This is a genomic window from Nocardioides nitrophenolicus, from assembly GCF_016907515.1.
Classification (GTDB): Bacteria; Actinomycetota; Actinomycetes; order Propionibacteriales; family Nocardioidaceae; genus Nocardioides; species Nocardioides nitrophenolicus.
Window position 1 is genome coordinate 253510 of the sequence record NZ_JAFBBY010000001.1, and the last position, 21155, is coordinate 274664.

Annotated in this window: 18 protein-coding genes and 1 tRNA gene; 3 read left to right on the plus strand and 16 right to left on the minus strand. The window is 70.2% G+C overall.

The genetic code is table 11. The annotated features are described in order from the left end of the window. Positions 1-20: 20 nt before the first annotated feature. The 6 genes from JOD66_RS01200 to JOD66_RS01225 all read right to left on the minus strand — a co-directional run bounded on the left by JOD66_RS01200 (position 21) and on the right by JOD66_RS01225 (position 5624). Positions 21-740 (minus strand): ABC transporter ATP-binding protein, encoded by a 720-nt coding sequence (locus JOD66_RS01200; RefSeq protein WP_204835135.1) that lies wholly within the window; start codon positions 738-740, stop codon positions 21-23. After that, positions 730-1509 (minus strand): ABC transporter ATP-binding protein, encoded by a 780-nt coding sequence (locus tag JOD66_RS01205; protein ID WP_204835136.1) that lies wholly within the window; start codon positions 1507-1509, stop codon positions 730-732. Before JOD66_RS01205 ends, JOD66_RS01200 begins: the two co-directional genes overlap by 11 nt. Beyond that, positions 1502-2626 carry a branched-chain amino acid ABC transporter permease gene (locus tag JOD66_RS01210; RefSeq protein ID WP_204835137.1) on the minus strand — a complete coding sequence of 375 codons (1125 nt, stop codon included), beginning with the start codon at positions 2624-2626 and terminating at the stop codon, positions 1502-1504. The genes JOD66_RS01205 and JOD66_RS01210 overlap by 8 nt, the downstream gene beginning before the upstream one ends. Further along, the gene (locus JOD66_RS01215) at positions 2623-3612 is read right to left on the minus strand and encodes a branched-chain amino acid ABC transporter permease (RefSeq protein ID WP_239545018.1); all 990 of its coding nucleotides are present in this window, start codon (positions 3610-3612) and stop codon (positions 2623-2625) included. The genes JOD66_RS01210 and JOD66_RS01215 overlap by 4 nt, the downstream gene beginning before the upstream one ends. An 89-nt stretch (positions 3613-3701) precedes the next feature. Next, positions 3702-4841 carry a branched-chain amino acid ABC transporter substrate-binding protein gene (locus JOD66_RS01220; protein WP_204835138.1) on the minus strand — a complete coding sequence of 380 codons (1140 nt, stop codon included), beginning with the start codon at positions 4839-4841 and terminating at the stop codon, positions 3702-3704. Positions 4842-5006: 165 nt separating this feature from the next. Next, positions 5007-5624, minus strand: coding sequence for an ANTAR domain-containing response regulator (locus tag JOD66_RS01225; RefSeq protein WP_204835139.1), 618 nt, complete (start codon positions 5622-5624; stop codon positions 5007-5009). Between the two features lie 69 nt (positions 5625-5693). On the opposite strand from JOD66_RS01225, the gene JOD66_RS01230 reads away from it, so the two are divergent. Next, positions 5694-5766 (plus strand) — tRNA-Leu (locus tag JOD66_RS01230). 69 nt (positions 5767-5835) lie between these two features. On the opposite strand, the gene JOD66_RS01235 is transcribed toward JOD66_RS01230, so the two are convergent. The 9 genes from JOD66_RS01235 to trpC form a co-directional block, all read right to left on the minus strand. Beyond that, complete coding sequence (locus tag JOD66_RS01235; protein WP_204835140.1) at positions 5836-7080, minus strand: IS30 family transposase; 1245 nt, start codon at positions 7078-7080, stop codon at positions 5836-5838. 85 nt (positions 7081-7165) lie between these two features. Continuing rightward, entirely contained in the window at positions 7166-8629 is a 1464-nt protein-coding gene (gene pyk / locus JOD66_RS01240) for a pyruvate kinase (RefSeq protein WP_204835141.1), read from the minus strand. Positions 8630-8719: 90 nt separating this feature from the next. Beyond that, positions 8720-10189 carry a glutamate synthase subunit beta gene (locus JOD66_RS01245; RefSeq protein WP_204835142.1) on the minus strand — a complete coding sequence of 490 codons (1470 nt, stop codon included), beginning with the start codon at positions 10187-10189 and terminating at the stop codon, positions 8720-8722. After that, positions 10182-14750 carry a glutamate synthase large subunit gene (gene gltB, locus JOD66_RS01250; RefSeq protein ID WP_204835143.1) on the minus strand — a complete coding sequence of 1523 codons (4569 nt, stop codon included), beginning with the start codon at positions 14748-14750 and terminating at the stop codon, positions 10182-10184. The genes JOD66_RS01245 and gltB overlap by 8 nt, the downstream gene beginning before the upstream one ends. Positions 14751-15282: 532 nt before the next feature. Beyond that, positions 15283-16305: a prolipoprotein diacylglyceryl transferase gene (gene lgt, locus JOD66_RS01255; RefSeq protein ID WP_204835144.1), complete on the minus strand. Its 1023-nt coding sequence runs from the start codon at positions 16303-16305 to the stop codon at positions 15283-15285. A 15-nt stretch (positions 16306-16320) separates the two neighbouring features. After that, positions 16321-16929 carry an SCO family protein gene (locus tag JOD66_RS01260; protein ID WP_204835145.1) on the minus strand — a complete coding sequence of 203 codons (609 nt, stop codon included), beginning with the start codon at positions 16927-16929 and terminating at the stop codon, positions 16321-16323. Further along, entirely contained in the window at positions 16922-17716 is a 795-nt protein-coding gene (gene trpA, locus JOD66_RS01265; protein ID WP_204835146.1) for a tryptophan synthase subunit alpha, read from the minus strand. Before trpA ends, JOD66_RS01260 begins: the two co-directional genes overlap by 8 nt. Continuing rightward, entirely contained in the window at positions 17713-18945 is a 1233-nt protein-coding gene (gene trpB / locus JOD66_RS01270; RefSeq protein WP_204835147.1) for a tryptophan synthase subunit beta, read from the minus strand. The genes trpA and trpB overlap by 4 nt, the downstream gene beginning before the upstream one ends. Beyond that, complete coding sequence (trpC, locus tag JOD66_RS01275; protein WP_204835148.1) at positions 18942-19748, minus strand: indole-3-glycerol phosphate synthase TrpC; 807 nt, start codon at positions 19746-19748, stop codon at positions 18942-18944. Before trpC ends, trpB begins: the two co-directional genes overlap by 4 nt. Positions 19749-19934: 186 nt before the next feature. Here trpC and JOD66_RS29330 point away from each other — a divergent pair, with 186 nt between their 5' ends. Together JOD66_RS29330 and JOD66_RS01285 are read left to right on the plus strand one after the other, a co-directional pair. Next, complete coding sequence (locus JOD66_RS29330; RefSeq protein ID WP_204835149.1) at positions 19935-20267, plus strand: DUF4190 domain-containing protein; 333 nt, start codon at positions 19935-19937, stop codon at positions 20265-20267. Between the two features lie 78 nt (positions 20268-20345). Further along, complete coding sequence (locus JOD66_RS01285) at positions 20346-20756, plus strand: DUF4190 domain-containing protein (protein ID WP_204835150.1); 411 nt, start codon at positions 20346-20348, stop codon at positions 20754-20756. Position 20757: 1 nt separating this feature from the next. Here the strand turns inward: JOD66_RS01285 and JOD66_RS01290 are convergent, their stop codons facing one another. Then, positions 20758-21141 (minus strand): DUF2752 domain-containing protein, encoded by a 384-nt coding sequence (locus JOD66_RS01290; protein ID WP_204835151.1) that lies wholly within the window; start codon positions 21139-21141, stop codon positions 20758-20760. Positions 21142-21155: the final 14 nt, after the last annotated feature.

Genomic DNA, 21155 nt, shown 5'->3' on the forward strand with positions numbered 1-21155 from the left:
TCGTGGGACCAGGGCGTGTCCTAGACGTCGCCGCCGAGGTAGGCCGCCTTGACGGCGGGGTCGACGGCGAGCTCGGCGCCCGTGCCGGACCGGACGATCTCGCCGGTCTCGAGGATGTGGGCGTCGTGGGAGCGCTTCAGCGCCTGGGCGGCGTTCTGCTCCACGAGCAGGACGGTGGTGCCCTGCTCGTTGATCTCGGTGATGATCGTGAAGATCTGCTGGATCAGCTTCGGAGCCAGGCCCATCGACGGCTCGTCGAGGAGCAGCAGCCGCGGCCGCGACATCAGCGCCCGGCCGATGGCGAGCATCTGCTGCTCGCCGCCGGACATCGTGCCGGAGACCTGGTCGATCCGCTCCGCCAAGCGCGGGAAGAGCCCCAGGACGCGGTCCATGTCCTCCCGATAGGCGGCTGACTTCCGGTCCTTGCGGGTGAACGCGCCCATCTCGAGGTTCTCACGCACCGTCATGCCGATGAAGCAGCGCCTCCCCTCGGGAGACTGACCGATCCCCAGCTTGACCCGGTCGTACGGCGGGATCTCGTTGATGTCCTTCCCCTCGAACCGGACCGAGCCGGCACGGACCTTGCGCAGACCCGAGATGGTCTTCAGCGTCGTCGTCTTGCCGGCGCCGTTGGCGCCGATCAGCGTCGTCACCGTCCCCTCGGGGACGCTGAAGCTGATGTCACGGATCGCCTCGATGTGCCCGTAGTTGACACAGAGGCCCTCGACCTCAAGAAGCATCTTCTTCGTCCACTCCCAGATAGGCGGCGATCACCGCCGGGTTGTCACGGATGTCGGCGGGGCTGCCCTCGGCGATCTTGCGCCCGAACTCCAGGACGACGATCCGGTCGGTCACGCCCATGACCAGCTTCATGTCGTGCTCGATGAGGAGCACGGTGAAGCCCTGGTCTCGGACCCGGCGGATGAGGTTCATCAGCTCGACCTTCTCCGCGGGGTTGAAGCCCGCGGCCGGCTCGTCGAGGCAGATGAGCTTCGGGTTGGTCGCCATCGCTCGCGCGATCTCCAGGCGTCGCTGGTCGCCGTACGAGAGGTTGGCGGCGAGCTCGTCGGCCTTGCGGTGGATGCCCATGAAGCGGAGCACCTCCATCGCCCGCTCGTGGCCCTCCCGTTCCTCACGCCGGTGCTTGGGCAGCCGGAACAGGGCCGACAGCATGCCCGTGCTGTGTTGGGCGTCGGCGCCGACCAGCACGTTCTCCAGCGCGGTCATGGTCGGGAACAGACGGATGTTCTGGAAGGTGCGCGCGATCCCCCGCTGGGTGATCTTGTGCTTCTTCAGCCCGACGATCGAGCCGCCCTCGAAGGCGATGTCGCCGCTGGTCGGACGGTAGACGCCGGTGACCGCGTTGAAGCAGGTCGTCTTCCCGGCGCCGTTGGGCCCGATCAGGCCGAGGATCTCCCCCTCGTTGATGTGGAACGAGACGTCGTCGAGCGCGGTGAGGCCGCCGAACTTCAAGGTCACGTTCCGTACGTCGAGAATTGCCTCAGGCATGGGCGTTCTCCTCTTCCCCGGTGCCTTCCTCCAGCTCTTCGAGCTCGTGCTCGAGCTTCTTCGCCCGCACCGTGCGGCGCGGAGGCAGCAGCCCCTGCGGCCGGACGGTGGCGAGCACCACCAGCGCGAGGCCGAACACCAGAACCCGGAAGTCGTCGAACTCCCGGAACCGCTGCGGCAGGTAGGCGACCAGCGTGGCGCCGACGAGGACGCCCCAGCGGTTGCCCTGACCGCCGACCACGACTGCCGCGAGATACAGGATCGAGAACAGCAGGAGGAAGGACTGCGGGTTGATGAAGCCCTGGCGACTGGCGTAGAGACCACCGGCCAGACCGCCGACGAAGGCGCCGGTCGCGAAGGCGAGCAGCTTGAACTTGAACGTCGGGACGCCCATCAGCTCGGCGGCGTCCTCGTCCTCGCGGGTCGCCTCCCAGGCGCGGCCCACCCGGCTGTTCTTGATCAGGATGTCGGCGAGCAGCACGATGATGACCGCCGTCAGGCCCATCCAGTAGTACGGGATCTGGTCGAGCACGCCGAAGAACAGGAACTTCGTCTTGTCCTCGGTGTCGAGCAGGACCGTGCCGTCACCCCAGAACAGGTGGGGCAGCTGGAACCAGCCCTCCTCGCCGCCGAGACTCGGGGGCTTCGCGATGTTCTTGATGCCGCGGGTGTCGCCCAGCCACTCGGTGTTGACCGCGACCAGTCGGATGATCTCTCCGAACCCGAGGGTGACGATCGCGAGGTAGTCGCCGCGCACCCGCAGGGTCGGAGCTCCCAGCAGGACGCCCGAGACCATGGCGGCCACGACGCCGACGGGGATGGCCAGGAGCAGCGGCCAGTTCGCGTGGAACGAGGTGAGGATCGCGACGGTGTAGGCCCCGATCGCATAGAAGCCGACGTACCCGAGGTCGAGCAGACCGGCGTACCCGACCACGATGTTGAGACCGAGCGCCACCAGGCAGTAGATGCTGACGGTGAACAGGACGCCGCCGAAGTCGACGCCCGGCGTCGAGATGATCGGCGGCTCGAGCAGCGGGAGCGCGTACGCGAAGAGCGCGAGCAGCACCCAGAGGAGGATCTTGACCGGCTTCGGCAGGCCAGTGAGCTTGTTCTTCATGCGCGTGCCTTTCCGAGCGACTCGCCGAGGAGGCCGGTGGGCCGGACGAGCAGGATCAGCACCAGCAGGACGAACGCGATGACGTCGCGCCACTCGGTGCCGAAGAGCGCGGAGCCCCAGTTCTCCGCGACCCCGAGGACCAGGCCGCCCAGCAGCGCACCGCGCAGGTTGCCGATGCCCCCGAGGACCGCCGCCGTGAACGCCTTGACGCCGAGCAGGAAGCCGACGTCGAAGCGGGTCGTCTCGATCTTGAGCATGTAGAGGAAGGCCGCGATGCCGGCCATGATGCCGCCGATGAGGAAGGTGACCTGGATGGTCCGGGTCGGGTTCACCCCCATCAGGGACGCCGTCTCGGGGTCCTGGGCCGTCGCCCGGATGCCCTTGCCGAGACGGGACCGGCGGACGAACTGGTCGAGCAGGATCATCATCCCGACGGCCGCGACGATGACGATGACGTCGATGCTCGAGATGGACACGCCGGCGACCTCGAAGCGAGGCTTCTCCAGGACTCCGGCCATGCTGTTGTTGATGCGGGCCCCGGACACGTACTCGCTGAAGTTGTCGTCGAGACCCAGCCACTCGGCGACCTTGTCGCGCAGGCCCATCAGCTCGGCCAGGACGAACGACGCGCCGATGGCCGAGATCAGCGCGATCAGTCGGGGTGCGTCCCTCTTGATCAGGGGCCGGTAGGCCACCCGCTCCAGGATCAGCGCGATCACCGCCGACATCAGCATCGACGCGAACAGCGCGGCGATGAGGATGGCGATCAGCTTCACTCCGTCGGCCTCAGCGCCGTTGAGCGCCATGACCGTCCACAGCATCGCGAAGGTGCCGTACATGAACACCTCGGAGTGGGCGAAGTTGATGAGCTGCAGCACGCCGTAGACCATGGTGTAGCCGAGCGCGACGAGTGCATAGATCGCACCGAACGCGAGCCCCGTGATGGTGAGCTCGGGAAGGTTGTTGAAGAGGAATTCGAAGTTCAAGGCGTCAGCCCCCAGTTCTGGACAGGGACACGGCCGGGGACTCGGTCCCCGGCCGTGTCGGCTGTCATGTCGGACGGACTAGCCGTTGATCACTTGATCTCGCCCTCGGGGACGATGGCGCCGTCCTTGACGGTGTAGGCGTAGACGTGGACGTCGGCCGGCTCGCCCTTGTCGTCGAACTTCAGCTGCTTGGTGATGCCCTTCTCGTCGTAGTCGTTGACGAACTTCAGCATGTCGGCGCGGTTGTCCACGCCGTCCTCGATGCCGGCGAGGAAGATGCTCGCGGCGTCGTACGCCTCGGCGGCGTAGGTGCCGGGGGCCTCACCGAACTTGTCCTGGTACTGCTTCGCGAAGTCGGCCACGGCCGGGTCGGTGTCGGGGATGCAGGGGCAGGTGATGATGGTGCCCTCGGCGGCCTTGCCCGCGTCGAGGAAGGCCGGGTCCTTCACGCCGTCGGCCACGACGAAGGTGCCGTCGAAGCCACCATCGCGGAGCTGGCCGATGAGGATGGTCGCCTCGGCGTAGTAGCCACCGAAGAAGACGGCGTCCGGCTTGGCGTCGGTCACCTTGGTGACGGTCGCGGAGAAGTCGGTCTGCTTCTGCTGGATGGTGTCGGTGCCCTTGACGGCGGAGCCGAGGTCCTTCTCGACGATGCCGGCCAGTCCGGCGCCGTACTCGGAGGCGTCGTCGATGACGAAGACGGTGGACGCCTTCAGGGTGTCCTTGATGTAGCGCGCGGCGGCGGGACCCTGGGTCGCGTCGTTGCCGAGCGCACGGTGGAAGGTGTCCCAGCCGTTGTCGGCGAGGGTCGGGTTGGTCGCCGACGGGGTGATCGTCGGCAGACCCGCCTCGGCGAAGGTGTCGCCGGCAGCGGCGGACTCACCGGAGAACGCCGGGCCCACGATGCCGATGACGCTCTCGTCACCGGCCGCCTCGGTCGCCAGGGCCGGCGCCTCGTCGGGGCTGCCCTGCGAGTCGTACTTGACGTACTTGACCTTGCAGTCCGCGTCCTCGTTGTGCTGGTCGATCGCCAGCTGCGCACCCTGAATGATCGGCTTTCCGAGGCCGGCCGCGTCGCCGGTCTCCGGGCCGAAGAACGCCAGGCTCAGGTCGCAGGCCGCGTCGCCGCCGGAGCCGCCGTCCTTGTCCTCCGTCGTGCCGCATGCCGCCAGGCTCAGACCGAGTGCCAGCGTCGCAACGCTGGCCGCGAATACCTTGTTAGGCCTCAAGACAGTCCCGCTTCCTTGTTCGAGCCGGCAGGCAGCGGTCGCCACCCACCGGGATGTCCTGCCGCGGGAACCTACACCGGCAGCAGGGCCGGTGGAAGCAACTCGGTGGTCCAGGTCACAAATCATGACGAATCTGTTACCTGGACGACCCGAACGTCGGACGATTTACGGGCTCGGCGTCCCTGGCACGCCGTGCGCGACGACACCGTCGGCCACCTCGCGCATCGACATGCGCAGGTCCATGGCCGTCTTCTGGATCCACCGGAACGCCTCGGACTCCGAGAGCGAGAGCTGCTCCTGCAGGATCCCCTTCGCCCGGTCGACCGCCTTGCGCGTCTCCAGCCGCTCGGTCAGGTCGCTGACCTCGTTCTCGAGCTGGCGGATCTCAGCGAACCGGCTCACCGCCATCTCGATCGCCGGCACCAGGTCGGACTGCGAGAACGGCTTGACGAGGTACGACATCGCCCCCGCCTCCCGGGCCCGCTCCACCAGGTCGCGCTGCGAGAACGCGGTCAGCATCACCACCGGCGCGATCCGCTGGCCCGCGATCGCCTCCGCCGCCGCGATCCCGTCGAGCACCGGCATCTTCACGTCGAGGATCACCAGGTCGGGTCGCAGCTCCTCGGCCAGCTCGATCGCCTTCTGGCCGTCACCGGCCTGGCCCACGACGTCGTAGCCCTCCTCGACCAGCATCTCGGCGAGGTCCATCCGGATCAGGGTCTCGTCCTCCGCGATGACCACGGTGCGGGGCTGCGGCTGCTCGGGCGGGGCGGTCTCGGTCACGGGGTCAGGTTATCGGGCCGGGCGGTGCGGGGGCTCGGGAGTGTCTCGGCTACGGTTCTGCACGACATCGCCCCGGTAGTCCAACGGCAGAGACAATGTGCTCAAACCACATCCAGTGTGGGTTCGAATCCCACCCGGGGCACCGCAACCGCGTCGTACCGGACGAGATGGTCGTGAATCAGGCGGCTAGGTCAAGCGGTCGAAGCAACTTCTAGGCTGCTGCCGGGTTCGACAACAGCGCGTCCAGCGCTTGGGCTGGTGTCTTCATGTCCAGGGTAGGACGTGGGCGGGCGTTGAGGCTGGCCGCGATCCGGCGTAGGTCGGCTGCGGTGAAGCGGGACAGGTCGCTGCCCTTGGTGAGCCAGTGGCGTAGCAGCCGGTTGGTGTTCTCGTTCGTGCCGCGTTGCCACGGCGAGTGCGGGTCACAGAAGTAGACCGGCATCGACAGGTCGGTCTGGATCTTGGCGTAGGCCGCGAGCTCGGTCCCGCGGTCCCAGGTCAACGACCGCCGCAGATGCTCAGGCAGTTGCGACATCTCCCGGATCATCGCCTCAGCCACGGACTCGGCGTCATGGCTGCCGGGCAGGTGCAACAAGATCGTGAACCGCGTGGCCCGCTCGACCAGCGTCCCGACCGCGGGACTCCCCGGGCTGCCCATGATGAGGTCGCCCTCCCAGTGACCGGGCACCGCCCGGTCCGCGACCTCGGGCGGGCGTTGGCTGATCTTGAACGCCTCCTTGTACGGGCTGTTCGCGCGCTTGACCCCGCCCTGCGGCTTACGTGCAGCCCGCTTGGTCGACAGCTGCCGGTAGAGGTCCTTGCGCAACCCTCCGCGGGTCTGGACGTAGAGCGCCTGGTAAATCGTCTCGTGCGACACACGGCCCATGATCGTGTGGGGCGACTCCTCACGCAGCACCCGCGCGATCAACTGCGGGGACCAACCGTCGTCCATCCAGGCCTCGATCCGCCGGCACAGGCCCGGCTCGGCGACCAGCCGGAACTCCTTGGGCCGTTTGCGCTTCACCACGGCCTGCTGGTGCGCCAGCGCGCCATAGTAGGAGCCGTCCGGGCCACTGTTGCGAGCGATCTCGCGACCGATCACCGACTTGTGCCGCTCGATCAGCTCACCGATCTGAGCAAGCGTGATCTTCTCGCCCCGTGCCCGACACTGCAGGCAGGCAGCGATCACAGCCCGGTCCTCACTGGTCAGCATGCGCCGCTGACCCACCCCGGCCTCCCCGGCCGCCCCGGGGCTAAGTCTGGTGCGGGCGCTGTCGATGCCCCCGACTCGGCCTGGCAGAAGCTCCAAGGTCACCGGAGCAGACTTGCGCCACCACTCCCACGCCGACTGCTTCGCCACGCCGACCTCGCTCGAGGCCTTCGCCAGCGACCAGCCTGTGCACACCAAGTCAAAGAACCGAGCACGGACCTCGTACGGCACACGCTGACGGACCACAACACCTCCACGGGAATGGTGTTGCTACGACCACTTGAGCCTGCCGGCGTTCTGACGACCATTTCGTCCGGTACGACGGGAAAACTCAGCGGCTGCGTCGGTACGCCGGCGCGACCTCGTTGATCGCGTCGCCCATCCGGTGCACGCGCAGCGCGTTCGTCGAGCCGGGGATGCCCGGGGGGCTGCCGGCGACGATGACGACGCGGTCGCCCTCCTTGACCCGGCCGATGCGGAGCAGCTCCTCGTCGACCTGGCGGACCATCTCGTCGGTGTGCTCGACGGTAGAGGTCTGGAAGGCCTCGACGCCCCAGCTGACGGCGAGCTGGGAGCGGGAGCGGGACTCGGGGGTGAAGGCGAGGACCGGGATGGAGCTGCGCAGGCGGGCGAGGCGGCGGGCGGAGTCGCCGGACTGGGTGAAGGCCACGACGTACTTGGCGCCGACGCGCTGGGCGACCTCCTCGGCGGCCTTGGTGATCACGCCCGACGGGGTGTGGGGGTCCCACTCGATGCGGCCGAAGCGGCTGAAGCTCTCGTCGACGAGGGCGTGCTCCTCGGTGGCGGTGATGATCCGGGCCATGGTCTCGACCGTGTGGACGGGGTGCTCCCCCACGCTGGTCTCGCCGGAGAGCATCACCGCGTCCGCGCCGTCGAGGACGGCGTTCGCGACGTCGCTGGCCTCCGCCCGGGTCGGCGCGGGGTTGGTGACCATCGACTCCAGCATCTGGGTGGCGACGATGACCGGCTTGGCGTTGCGGCGGGCGGCGACGATGATCTTCTTCTGCAGGAAGGGGACCTCCTCCAGGGGGCACTCCACGCCGAGGTCGCCGCGGGCGACCATGAAGGCGTCGAAGGCGTCGACCACCTCGTCGAGGTTCTCGATCGCCTGCGGCTTCTCGATCTTGGCGATGACGGGGACGATCACCCCCTCCTCGCGCATGATCGTGCGCACGTCCTCGGCGTCGGCGGCGTTGCGCACGAAGCTGAGCGCGATGAAGTCGACGCCCAGGCGCAGCGCGAAGCGCAGGTCCTCGGTGTCCTTGTCGGACAGCGCGGGCACGGACACCGCGACGCCGGGGAGGTTGATGCCCTTGTGGTTGCTGACCTTGCCGCCGACCAGCACCTCGGTGACCACGTCGGTGGCGGTGACGTCGATGACGCGCAGCCGGATCTTGCCGTCGTCGATCAGGATCGGGTCACCGGGAGAGACGTCGCCCGGCAGCCCCTTGTACGTCGTGCCGCAGACCGTCGCGTCGCCGGCGACGTCGCGCGTGGTGATCGTCCACTGCTGGCCGCGCACCAGCGCGACCGGTCCGTCGGGGAAGGTCTCCAGCCGGATCTTGGGCCCCTGGAGGTCGGCGAGGATGCCGACGCCGTGGCCGGACGCGTCCGAGGCCTCGCGGACCAGCCGGTAGGCCTCCGCGTGCTGCTCGTGACTGCCGTGGCTCATGTTCAGCCGGGCCACGTCCATGCCGGCGTACACCAGCTCGCGGATCCTCCGCTCCGAACTGGTGGCCGGTCCCAGGGTGCACACGATCTTGGCTCTTCGCACGGCGCCAGCCTATCGGGCAATTGGAACGTGAAAAAGCCGACCCGCCCCGCGGGCGCGGGACGGGTCGGCGGGGCCGTACGACGAGGTGGCTCAGACCACCAGCGGGCGCGCGGTCGGCGGGATCGGCGCCGGCAGCTGGGTGCTGCCGGTGAGGAAGGTGTCGACCCCGGCGGCGGCGGCCCGGCCCTCGGCGATCGCCCACACGATGAGCGACTGGCCGCGGCCGGCGTCACCGGCGACGAAGACGCCGTCGACATTGGTCGCATAGCTGTCGTCGCGCCTGATGTTGCCGCGCTCGTCGAGCTCCAGGCCGAGCTGCTCGACCAGGCCGGGCTGCTCGGGACCGAGGAAGCCCATCGCGAACAGCACCAGGTCGGCCGGGATCTCCCGCTCGGTGCCCTCGTGCTCGACCAGCTTGCCGGCCTCGAAGGAGACCTCGACCAGGCGCAGCGCGCGGACGTTGCCGTCGTCGTCGCCGAGGAACTCCTTGGTCGACACGGCGTACACCCGCTCGCCGCCCTCCTCGTGGGCCGAGGACACCCGGTAGATCATCGGGTAGGTCGGCCACGGCTGTCCGCTCGGGCGCTCCTCCGTCGGCTGGGGCATGATCTCGAGCTGGGTGATCGAGGCCGCGCCCTGGCGGATCGAGGTGCCGAGGCAGTCGGCGCCGGTGTCACCGCCGCCGATGATGACGACGTGCTTGCCGTCGGCGCGGATCTGGTCCTCGACCTCCTCGCCGAGCGCGACCCGGTTGGCCTGCGGCAGGAACTCCATCGCCTGGTGGATGCCCTTGAGCTCCCGGCCCGGGACCGGCAGGTCGCGCGGGACGGTGGAGCCGATGGCCAGGACGACGGCGTCGAAGCGGTCCTTGAGCGCGTCGCCGGTGAGCTTGCCGGTGCCGACCTCGACGCCGGAGCGGAAGACCGTGCCCTCGCGGCGCATCTGGTCGAGCCGGCGCTCGAGGTGCTTCTTCTCCATCTTGAACTCGGGGATGCCGTAGCGCAGCAGGCCACCGGGCTGGTCGGCCCGCTCGTAGACGGCCACGGTGTGGCCGGCCCGGGTGAGCTGCTGGGCGGCGGCCAGGCCCGCGGGACCGGAGCCGATCACGGCGACGGTCTTGCCGGTCAGCCACTCGGGCGGCTGCGGCCGCACGAAGCCCGACTCGTAGGCCCGGTCGATGATCGAGACCTCGATGTTCTTGATGGTGACCGCCGGCTGGTTGATGCCGAGCACGCACGCCGTCTCACACGGAGCCGGGCACAGGCGGCCGGTGAACTCCGGGAAGTTGTTGGTGGCGTGCAGCCGTTCGATCGCGCCGTCCCAGTCGTCGCGCCAGACCAGGTCGTTCCACTCCGGGATGATGTTGCCCAGCGGGCAGCCGGAGTGGCAGAACGGGATCCCGCAGTCCATGCAGCGGCTGGCCTGGACGTTGATGATCGGCAGCAGCGCGCGGCCGATCCCGCCCGGGTAGACCTCGTCCCAGTCCTGGACCCGCTCCTCGACCGGACGACGCCCGGCCACCTCACGGGTGTTCTTCAAGAACCCCTTGGGATCAGCCATGGAGGACCTCCATCACTCGTGCGGCGGCAGCATCGGCGTCGAGGCCCTCGGCCTCGGCGTCGGCCTGGACCGCCAGGACCTTGGCGTAGTCGCGCGGCATGACCTCGGTGAACCGCGGCAGTGCGGCCTCCCAGTCGGCCAGCAGCGCCTCGGCGACCGTGGAGCCGGTCTCCTCGAAGTGAGCGCGGACGAGCTGCTCGAGCTCCGCGGCGTACGCCTCGGAGACCGGGCGCAGGTCGACCAGCTCGGCGTTGACCCGGAAGTCCTTGAGGTCGAGGACCCAGGCGATGCCGCCCGACATGCCGGCCGCGAAGTTGCGCCCGGTCTTGCCGAGGACGACCACGCGGCCGCCGGTCATGTACTCGCAGCCGTGGTCGCCCACGCCCTCGGTGACGACGGTCGCGCCGGAGTTGCGCACGCAGCACCGCTCCCCCACGCCGCCGCGGATGAAGATCTCACCCGAGGTCGCGCCGTAGGCGATGGTGTTGCCGGCGATGATGTGCTCCTCGGCCCGGAACGTCGCGCTCCGGTCGGGCCGGATCGCGATCCGGCCGCCCGAGAGGCCCTTGCCGACGTAGTCGTTGGCGTCGCCCTCGAGCCGCAGCGTGATGCCGCGGGGCACGAACGCGCCGAAGGACTGGCCGGCCGACCCGAGGAAGGTCAGGTCGATCGTGCCGTCGGGCAGGCCCGCGCCGGCGTACCGCTTGGTGACCTCGTGGCCGAGGATGGTGCCGACGGTGCGGTTGACGTTGCGGATCGCCAGCTGGGCGCGGACCGGCTCGCCCGACTCCAGCGCCGGCGCCGCGAGCGGCAGCAGCTCGGTGACGTCGAGCGACTTCTCCAGGCCGTGCTCCTGACCGCCGGTGTTGCGCAGGTCCTGGTCGGGGAAGTGGGTCTCGGCGATGTCGACCTTGTGCAGGATCGGCGCCAGGTCGAGCCCCTTGGCCTTCCAGTGCCGCTCGGCGTCCACGGTGTCGAGGACGTCGACCTGGCCCACCGCCTCCTCGATCGACCGGAAGCCCAGCTCGGCGAGCAGCTCGCGGACCTCCTCGGCGATGAACTCGAAGAAGTTGACGACGTACTCGGCCTTGCCGCTGAACCGCGAGCGCAGGGTCGGGTTCTGCGTGGCCACGCCCACCGGGCAGGTGTCGAGGTGGCAGACCCGCATCAGGATGCAGCCCGAGACCACCAGCGGGGCGGTCGCGAAGCCGAACTCCTCGGCCCCGAGCAGCGCGGCGACGACGACGTCGCGTCCGGTCTTGAGCTGACCGTCGGTCTGCACGACGATGCGGTCGCGCAGGCCGTTGAGCAGCAGGGTCTGCTGGGTCTCGGCGAGGCCGAGCTCCCAGGGACCACCGGCGTGCTTGAGCGAGGTCAGCGGGGAGGCGCCCGTGCCGCCGTCGTGGCCGGAGACCAGGACGACGTCGGCGTGCGCCTTGGACACACCGGCCGCGACCGTGCCGACGCCGACCTCGGAGACCAGCTTGACGTGCACGCGGGCCGACGGGTTGGCGTTCTTGAGGTCGTGGATCAGCTGCGCCAGGTCCTCGATCGAGTAGATGTCGTGGTGCGGCGGCGGGCTGATCAGGCCGACGCCCGGCGTGGAGTGCCGGGTCTTGGCCACCCACGGGTAGACCTTGTTGCCGGGCAGCTGGCCACCCTCACCGGGCTTCGCGCCCTGCGCCATCTTGATCTGGATGTCGTCGGCGTTGGTGAGGTACTCCGAGGTGACGCCGAAGCGCCCCGAGGCGACCTGCTTGATCGCGCTGCGCCGCTCCGGGTCGTGGAGCCGCTCGGAGTCCTCGCCGCCCTCACCGGTGTTGGACTTGGCGCCCAGCCGGTTCATGGCGATGGCCAGGGTCTCGTGCGCCTCGCGCGAGATCGAGCCGTAGGACATCGCCCCGGTCGAGAACCGCTTGACGATGTCGGCCACCGGCTCGACCTCGTCGATCGGGATCGGGGCGCGACCGGACGCGGCGGCGTCCTTGAACCGGAACAGCCCGCGCAGCGTCATCAGCTTCTCGGACTGGTCGTCGACGGCCTTCGTGTACTGCTTGAAGATGTCGTAGCGACCGGTCCGGGTGGAGTGCTGGAGGCGGAAGACCGTCTCGGGGTTGAACAGGTGCGGCTCGCCCTCGCGGCGCCACTGGTACTCGCCACCGATCTCGAGCTCGCGGTGCGCGGGCGCGATGCCGGCCGGCGGGTACGCCTTGGCGTGCCGGGCGGCGACCTCCTGGGCCACGACGTCGAGCTCGACGCCGCCCAGCTTGGAGGTGGTGCCGGTGAAGTACCTGTCGACCACGCTCTGCGAGAGGCCGATGCACTCGAAGATCTGCGCGCCGGTGTACGACGCGACGGTGCTGACGCCGATCTTGGACATCACCTTCACGACGCCCTTGCCGAGCGCCTTGACCAGGTTCTTGACCGCCTGCTCGGGGTCGGCCTTGACGTAGTAGCCCTCGCGCGCCAGGTCCTCGACGCTCTCCATGGCGAGGTACGGGTTGACCGCGGCGGCGCCGTAGCCGACGAGGAGCGCCACGTGGTGCACCTCGCGGACGTCGCCGGCCTCGACCAGCAGGCCGACCTGGGTGCGGGTCTTCTCGCGGACCAGGTGGTGGTGGACCGCGCCGGTCAGCAGCAGCGACGGGATCGGCGCCAGGTCGGCGGTGGCGTGCCGGTCGGACAGCACGATGATCCGGGCGCCGGCCTCGATCGCGGCCGACACCTCCTGGCAGATCTCGTCGAGCCGGGCCGCCATCGCGGCGCCGCCGCCGTTGACGTCGTAGAGACCACGGGCGACGTGGGTGGAGAACCCGGGGTGGTCGCCGTCGCGGTTGATGTGGCGGATCTTGACCAGGTCGTCGTTGGAGATGACCGGGAAGGGCACCACGATCTGGCGACAGGACGCCGGGCCGGGCTGCAGCAGGTTTGCCTCGGGGCCGATGGTGCCGTTGAGCGAGGTGACGAGCTCCTCGCGGATGGCGTCCAGCGGCGGGTTGGTGACCTGCGCGAACAGCTGGCTGAAGTAGTCGAACAGCAGCCGCGGCTTGTCGCTGAGCGCGGCGATGGGCGTGTCGGTGCCCATCGAGCCGAGCGGCTCGCCGCCGGTGTTGGCCATCGGGGTGAGGATGACCCGCAGCTCCTCCTCGGTGTAGCCGAAGATCTGCTGGCGCCGCGTCACCGAGGCATGGGTGTGGACGATGTGCTCACGCTCGGGGATGTCGTCGAGGTGGATGATCCCGCCGTGCAGCCACTCGCCGTAGGGGTGCTCGGTGGCGAGCTGGTCCTTGATCTCCTCGTCCTCGATGATCCGGTGCTCCTCGGTGTCGACGAGGAACATCCGGCCCGGCTGGAGGCGGCCCTTGCGAACCACGGTGGCCGGGTCGAGGTCGAGCACGCCGACCTCGGAGGCGAGGACGACCAGGCCGTCGTCGGTGACCCAGAAGCGGGAGGGACGCAGGCCGTTGCGGTCGAGGACCGCGCCGATCTGGGTGCCGTCGGTGAACACGACGCACGCCGGGCCGTCCCACGGCTCCATGGTGGCGGAGTGGAAGCGGTAGAAGTCGCGCCGCTTCGCGTCCATCTCGGTGTGGTTCTCCCACGCCTCGGGGATCATCATCAGCACGGCGTGGGGCAGGCTGCGCCCACCCATGTGGAGCAGCTCCAGCACCTCGTCGAAGGACGCCGAGTCGGACGCGCCCGGGGTGCAGATCGGGAACAGTCGCTCGAGGTCGCCCGGGATGGCGTCGGAGGCCAGCAGCGCCTCGCGGGCGCGCATCCAGTTGCGGTTGCCCATCACGGTGTTGATCTCGCCGTTGTGGGCGATGAACCGGAACGGGTGCGAGAGCGGCCAGCTCGGGAAGGTGTTGGTCGAGAACCGCGAGTGCACGACGCCGATCGCCGAGGCCATCCGCTCGTCGCGCAGGTCGGGGAAGAAGTTGTCGAGCTGGTCGGTCGTCAGCATGCCCTTGTAGGCGAGGGTGCGCGACGACAGCGACGGGAAGTAGACGTCGGTCTCGCGCTCGGCCCGCTTGCGCAGGCAGAAGGCGAGGCGCTCGAGGTCCATGCCGTTGAGCGCGCCGCCGGGCGCCTGCACGAACAGCTGGGTGAACGTCGGCATGACGCTGAGCGCCATGGTGCCGAGGATGCTCGGCTCGACCGGGACCTCGCGCCAGCCGAGGACGACGAGGCCCTCCTCGACGGCGATCTCCTCGATCCGGGTGCGGGTCTTGGCGACCTCGCCCTCGTCGCCGGGCAGGAAGGCTGTGCCGACGGCGTACGTGCCGGCGACCGGCAGCGTGATCCCCGCGTCGGCGGCGACCGCGCGCAGGAATGCGTCGGGCACCTGCAGCAGGATCCCGGCGCCGTCGCCGGAGTTGGCCTCGGCGCCCGCGGCACCGCGGTGGTCGAGGTTGCGCAGGGCCGTCAGGGCCTTCGTCACGATGTCGTGACTGGCCACACCGGTCAGCGTCGCGACGAAGGCGACACCACAGGCGTCGTGCTCGTGACGCGGGTCATAGAGACCCTCGGGCGGCGGGAACGCGTTGTGCGAAGAGGGCACCAGGGTTCTCCCGTCGACTACGTCTGCGTCCCGACGACCCCGCGGGGCCGGTGAGGGACGAACAGAAGGTGGGGCGCAAGGGACGGCATTGGCCCACGCGGCGGAGGCTTCAGGTTAGCAGCATGTCAACGCGCTGTGTCCCACCGTTTTCATCGCCGGACACCCCGGCGGCCCTCAGCCGAAGCGACCGTTCACGTAGTCAGCCGTGCGCGGGTCCTGCGGATTGTCGAAGATCACATCCGTGGGACCCTGCTCGACGATGACTCCCGGCGTGCCGTGGGCGGCCAGGAGCAACCCGGGGCACGTCCTCCAGCGGATCGGACCTTGGCGGCTCCGGAGGCGACGCCTGGGGTTCCGGAGGCGACGCCTGGGGTTCCGGAGGCGACGCCTGGGGCTCCGGAGGCGACGCCTGGGGCTCCGGAGGCGACAGGCGACATGAAAAAGGGGCACAGCTACCCGCTCATCGCCCCGACGGCCGACCCGATGCGCAATGAGTCGAGTGGATCGACGGCAATTGGTTGTCGAACTCGGGTCAGATCGTGGACGAGTCCCCGTCGGCGGGCTCGGCGGCGGGCTCCGCGGGCTCGTCGGCGGCCTCGGCGGACTCGTCCCGGTCGGACTGGTCGGGCCGGTCGGACTGGTCGGCGGCCGGGCCGCGGCCGTCGACGTACACCTGCTCCTCGCGGCCGGGGCGGTTCCGGCTGGACCAGACGAAGTAGGCGGCGGCCGCGACGAACAGCACGATCGAGGTCCACACGTTGAACCGCAGGCCGAGGACGTTCTCGAGCTGGACGTTGTCGACGCGGAGGTACTCGATCCAGCCGCGGCCCAGGGTGTAGGCCATCACGTAGACCGCCATCACCCGGCCGTACCCGAGGCGGAAGCGGCGCTCGAGCCACAGGATGACCGCGAACGCGGCCAGGTTCCACAGGCACTCGTAGAGGAAGGTCGGGTGGAACACGACCCCGTCGGCGTACGGGCCGCCGAGCGCGGTCCCGCACGCGGCGCCGCTGGTCTGCTCCCCGTCGACGAGGCACTGCCAGTGCTTCTGCTGGATCTCCAGGCCCCACGGCAGGTCGGTGGGCCGGCCGTAGAGCTCCTGGTTGAACCAGTTGCCCCAACGGCCGATCGCCTGCGCGACCAGCACGCCCGGCGCGAGCGCGTCGAGCAGCGGCAGGATCTTGATGCCGCGCCGGCGGGCGCCGATCCAGGCGCCCACCGCGCCGAGGGCGACGCCGCCCCAGATGCCGAGCCCGCCCTCCCAGACGTAGAGCGCCTTGACCGGGTCGCCGCCGGAGCCGAAGTACTTCTCCCAGTCGGTGGCGACGTGGTAGAGCCGGGCGCCGACCAGGCCGAACGGCACCGCCCAGATCGCGACGTCCTGGACCTCGCCGAGGGTCCCGCCGCGGGCCTGCCAGCGCTTCTCGCCGATCCAGATGGCCACGACGATGCCGAGGATGATGCACAGGGCGTAGCCGCGCAGCGGGAACGGCCCGAGGTGCCACACGCCCTGCGACGGACTGGGGATGGTGGCGGCGATGAGGGCGGGAAGCACGGCGACTCCTGGGTCTTACTCGTCGTCGGTGAGCAGGGTGTGGATGTCGGAGGCGAACTCCGCGCTGGAGGTCTCCTGGTTCCACAGCGCGACGGCGTGGTGGCTGGGGTCGATGGCGAGCGTGCTCGTGGTGTGGCCACCGAGGTCGTAGCCGCCGCTCGGCAGCTTCTTCCCGTCGCTGACGTAGACCTTGAGCGAGTCCCCGGCCTCGATGACCTGCTCGATGTCGCCGGTGAGGCCGATGAACGACTTGTTGTAGCCGTCGAGGTACGAGCGCAGCCGTTGCGCGGTGTCGGTGGCCGGGTCGGTCGTCACGAAGACCACGTCGACCTTCTTCTTGTCGGCGGCGTCGAGCCGGTTCACCGCCGCGGCCAGGTTGTTCATGACCATCGGGCAGTAGTCCGGGCAGCTGGTGTAGCCGAAGAACACCAGGGTGAGCGGCTTGGTCGTGTCGGTCGCCAGCGAGTACGGCGTCCCGTCGGTGTCGCTCAGCGTGACGTCCGCCGCCTTGAACGGGCTGGTCAGCCGGGTGCCGGTGAACGTGTCGGGCTCGCTGGTGCACGCCGACAGGGCCAGCCCGAGCAGAGCGACGAGGGCGGTCAGCCCGCAGTGCAGCCTACGCACGGACGCCTCCCGCGAGCTCCTCGGTGAGCGCCGCCAGGGCGGCCAGACCCGCCGGGCGGTCGTCGGGATGCCCCAGGAGGGTGCGCACGAAGGCGGAGCCGACGATCACCCCGTCGGCGTACGACGCCAGGTCGGCGGCCTGGGCGCCGGTGCTGACGCCGACCCCCACCCCGACCGGGAGGTCCGTGGTCGCCTTGGTGCGGGCGATCAGCGGGGCGACCCCCGCGGCGGTGGCCTGCTTGGTGCCGGTGACGCCCATGATCCCGGTCGCGTAGACGAAGCCGCGCGAGGCGGCGGTGGTCAGCGCGATCCGCTCGTCGGTCGAGGACGGCGCGACCAGGAAGACCTTGTCGAGGTCGCGCGCGTCGGCCGCGGCGATCCAGTCGGGGGCGAAGTCGGGCGTGAGGTCGGGCGTGATCAGGCCCGCTCCCCCGGCGTCGGCCAGGTCCTGGGCGAACCGCTCGACGCCGTAGCGCTCGATCGGGTTCCAGTAGGTCATCACCAGGGTGGGGACACCGGTCGCGGCGACCGCCTCGACGACCCGCAGCACGTCGGTGGTGCGGACGCCGGCGTCGAGGGCCTGCTGGGCGGCGGCCTGGATGATCGGGCCGTCCATGACCGGGTCGCTGTAGGGCAGGCCGATCTCGATCACGTCGCAACCCGCCTCGACCATCACCCGCAGCGCGGCGATGCTGCCCGCGACGTCGGGGAATCCGGCTGGGAGGTAGCCGACCAGGGTGGCCCGGCCCTCCGCGCGCGCCTTCTCGAAGGCCGTGCTCGTGCTCACGCGCCCTCCCCCGCCTCGCCCAGGTGGAACCAGTCCATAGCGGTGCCCATGTCCTTGTCGCCACGCCCGGAGAGGTTGACCACGATGGTCTGGCCCGGACGCTCCTTCGCCAGCCGCAGCGCGCCGGCGACGGCGTGCGCGGACTCGATGGCCGCGATGATGCCCTCGGTGCGGGCGAGCAGCGCCATCGCCTCCATCGCCTCGGCGTCGGTGACGGGCAGGTAGGTCGCCCGCCCGGCAGCGGCGAGCGCGGAGTGCTGCGGGCCGACCCCGGGATAGTCGAGGCCGGCCGAGATGGAGTGCGACTCGACGGTCTGGCCGTCCTCGTCCTGGAGCACGTAGGTGCGGGCACCGTGGAGCACGCCGATCGAGCCGGCGAAGATGGTCGCGGCGTGCCGGCCGGTCTCGACCCCGTCGCCGCCCGGCTCGAAGCCGTAGATCGCGACCTCGGGGTCGTCGAGGAAGCCGGCGAAGAGCCCGATCGCGTTGGACCCGCCGCCCACGCAGGCGGCGACCGCGTCGGGCAGCGCACCGGTGAGCTCGAGACACTGGCGCCGGGCCTCGTCGCCGATGCCGCGCACGAAGCTGAGCACCAGGCTCGGGAAGGGGTGGGGTCCGGCGGCGGTGCCGAACAGGTAGGCCGTCTCGTCGACCGTCGCCACCCAGTCGCGCAGCGCCTCGTTGATGGCGTCCTTGAGGGTGCGGGAGCCGCTCTTGACCGGGATCACCTCGGCGCCGAGCAGCTGCATCCGAGCCACGTTGAGGGCCTGCCGCTCGGTGTCTACCTCGCCCATGTAGACGGTGCAGTCGAGCCCGAGGTACGCCGCGGCGGTGGCCGACGCGACGCCGTGCTGGCCGGCGCCGGTCTCGGCGATGACCCGGGTCTTGCCCATCCGCTGGGTGAGCAGCGCCTGGCCGAGCACGTTGCGGATCTTGTGGGCGCCGGTGTGGTTGAGGTCCTCGCGCTTGAGCAGGAATCTGGTCCCGGTGCCGGCGACCCCTGGACTGTCGGCGAGCCGGGTGGCGTCGTAGAGCATGCTGGGGACGCCGGCGTAGTCGGTGAGCAGCCGCTCGAACTCGGCCGTGAACGCCGGGTCGGCCATCGCGCCGCGCCAGGCCACGTCGAGCTCGTCGAGCGCCGCCATCAGCGCCTCCGGCATGAAGCGGCCGCCGAACGCGCCCGTCCCCCCGAACCAGCCGAACGTGTCGGCGTCGTACGTGCTGCTCATCTGGTGATTCCCGTCATTGCCGCAACTGCCTGGCGTGGTGCGCCATCCTTCACCAGCGCCTCGCCGACGAGCACCGCCCGGGCGCCCTCGCCGACGAACCGCTCGACGTCGCGCGGGCCGAAGATGCCGGACTCGGCGACCTTGACCCGGTCCTCGGGGATGAGCGGCGCGAGCCGCCCGAAGACGTCGAGGTCGATCTCGAGCGTCTTGAGGTCGCGCGCGTTGACGCCGATCAGCTCGGCGCCGACCTCGACCGCGCGCGCCGTCTCCTCCTCGTCGTGGACCTCCATCAGCACGCTCAGCCCGAGCTCGCGCGCGAAGTCGTGGAGCCGGCGCAGCCGCTCGCCCGGGAGCGAGACGACCATCAGCAGCGCCAGGTCGGCGCCGGCCGCCCGGGCCTCGAGGAGCTGGTACTCGGTGACGATGAAGTCCTTGCGCAGCACCGGCACGTCGACGCTGGCCCGAACCGTGCGCAGATCGTCGAGACTGCCGCCGAAGCGGCGCTGCTCGGTGAGCACGCTGATCGCGCCCGCGCCGCCGGCGGCGTACTCGCGCGCGAGTGAGGCGGGGTCGGGGATGTCGGCCAGCGCGCCCTTGCTCGGGCTACGGCGCTTGACCTCGGCGATCACGCTCGACCCCGGGGCGCGGAAGTGGGGCATCGGGTCGCGCGGCGGGTCGACGTCGGTGAGCGCGGCCCGCAGGTCCGCCTCCGAGGTGACCGCCTGACGCGCGGCGAGGTCCTCGAGAACTCCGGCGACGATCCCGTCCAGCACCGTGGGCTGAGAGGCCTGGGGGGCCGACATCTGACGCCTCCGTGACGTTTCTGTGGTGGGCATGGTTCGAGCTGCGCGACGAGGGGGAAGGTCCGACGGCACCGACACACCGACGCGTGGTGTCGAGTGTGGCACGCGGCCGTTAGGGTTCCACACACCGCCCGGAACTCGGTCGGGCCCGCACCGACACCGCACACCTGAGAAGGGACCCTCATCGTGAGCTACAACGAGCCGCCGAACTACGGCACCCCGCCCCCTCCGCCCGCCGGTGGCTACGGCTACGGCGGCCCCGTCGGTGGTGGCGACCACCCGCAGGGCACGACCATCCTCATCCTCGGCATCCTGAGCCTGATCTGCTGTGGCCTGTTCACCGGCATCCCGGCGATCATCATGGGCAAGAAGGCCCTCGACGAGAGCAAGACCGCCAACTACAACAACGCGGGCGTCATCAAGGCCGGCTGGATCTGCGGCATCATCGGCACCGCGCTGTCGGCCCTCGGCATCATCCTCAACATCATCCTGATCGCGGCCGGCGCCTCGCTCTACTGAGCGGGCCCGCCCCAGCGACACGGCCGACGGGGCCGGGCAGCGGCCCGGCCCCGTCGGCGCGTCCGGACGGAGAGTTCCATGAGCAGCAACGAGCCCCCGCCGTACGGCACCCCGCCGCCGGAGGGCTACACCCCCTACGGCGGCCAGGGTGGTGGCTACGGCGGCTACGGCTACCCGCAGCCCGGCTACGGCCACCAGCCGCCGGCGCAGTCCGGCATGGCGATCGCCGCACTGGTCACCGGCATCTCCGGCATCGTGCTCGGCTGCTGCTGCGGCCTGTTCGGGCTGGTCGGCATCGCGGGGATCGTCTGCGGTGTGATGGCGCGCAAGGACATCCGCGAGTCCCACGGCGCCAAGACCGGCGACGGTCTCGCGCTCGCCGGCATCATCACGGGTGCCGTGGCCGTCGCCTTCGGCCTGCTCAGCATCGCGCTGCTCTTCGTGTACGGCGGGATCGGCGTGTTCAGCGAGCTGAACGGCGACTACTGAGTCAGGGCGCCAGCCAGGCCCCGACCGGGAGGTTGCGCAGTACCGCGAACACCAGCATCGCGGCGAGCAGCACACCGGTGAGGGTCAGCATCCGCCGCTCCGAGACCACCCAGGCGGTCCCGGTCCAGCGACCGGCCGTCCAGCGCGCCAGCGCGTAGACCACGAACGGCAGCGCCAGCACGAAGAGCAGGTTGCTCGACGCGGCCGCGCCGAGCTGGAGGTTGCCGAGGTCGTTCACGGCCCGCAGGCCGCCGCAGCCGGGGCAGTAGAACCCGCTCAGCGCGAAGGGGCACGCACCCCAGCTGCCCTGCTCGTGCGGGTCGCGCAGGTGCAGGGCGAGGGTCGCCGCGGCCAGGCCGCCGACGACGAGGACGGGCGGCACCATGCGGCGCCGCCGGC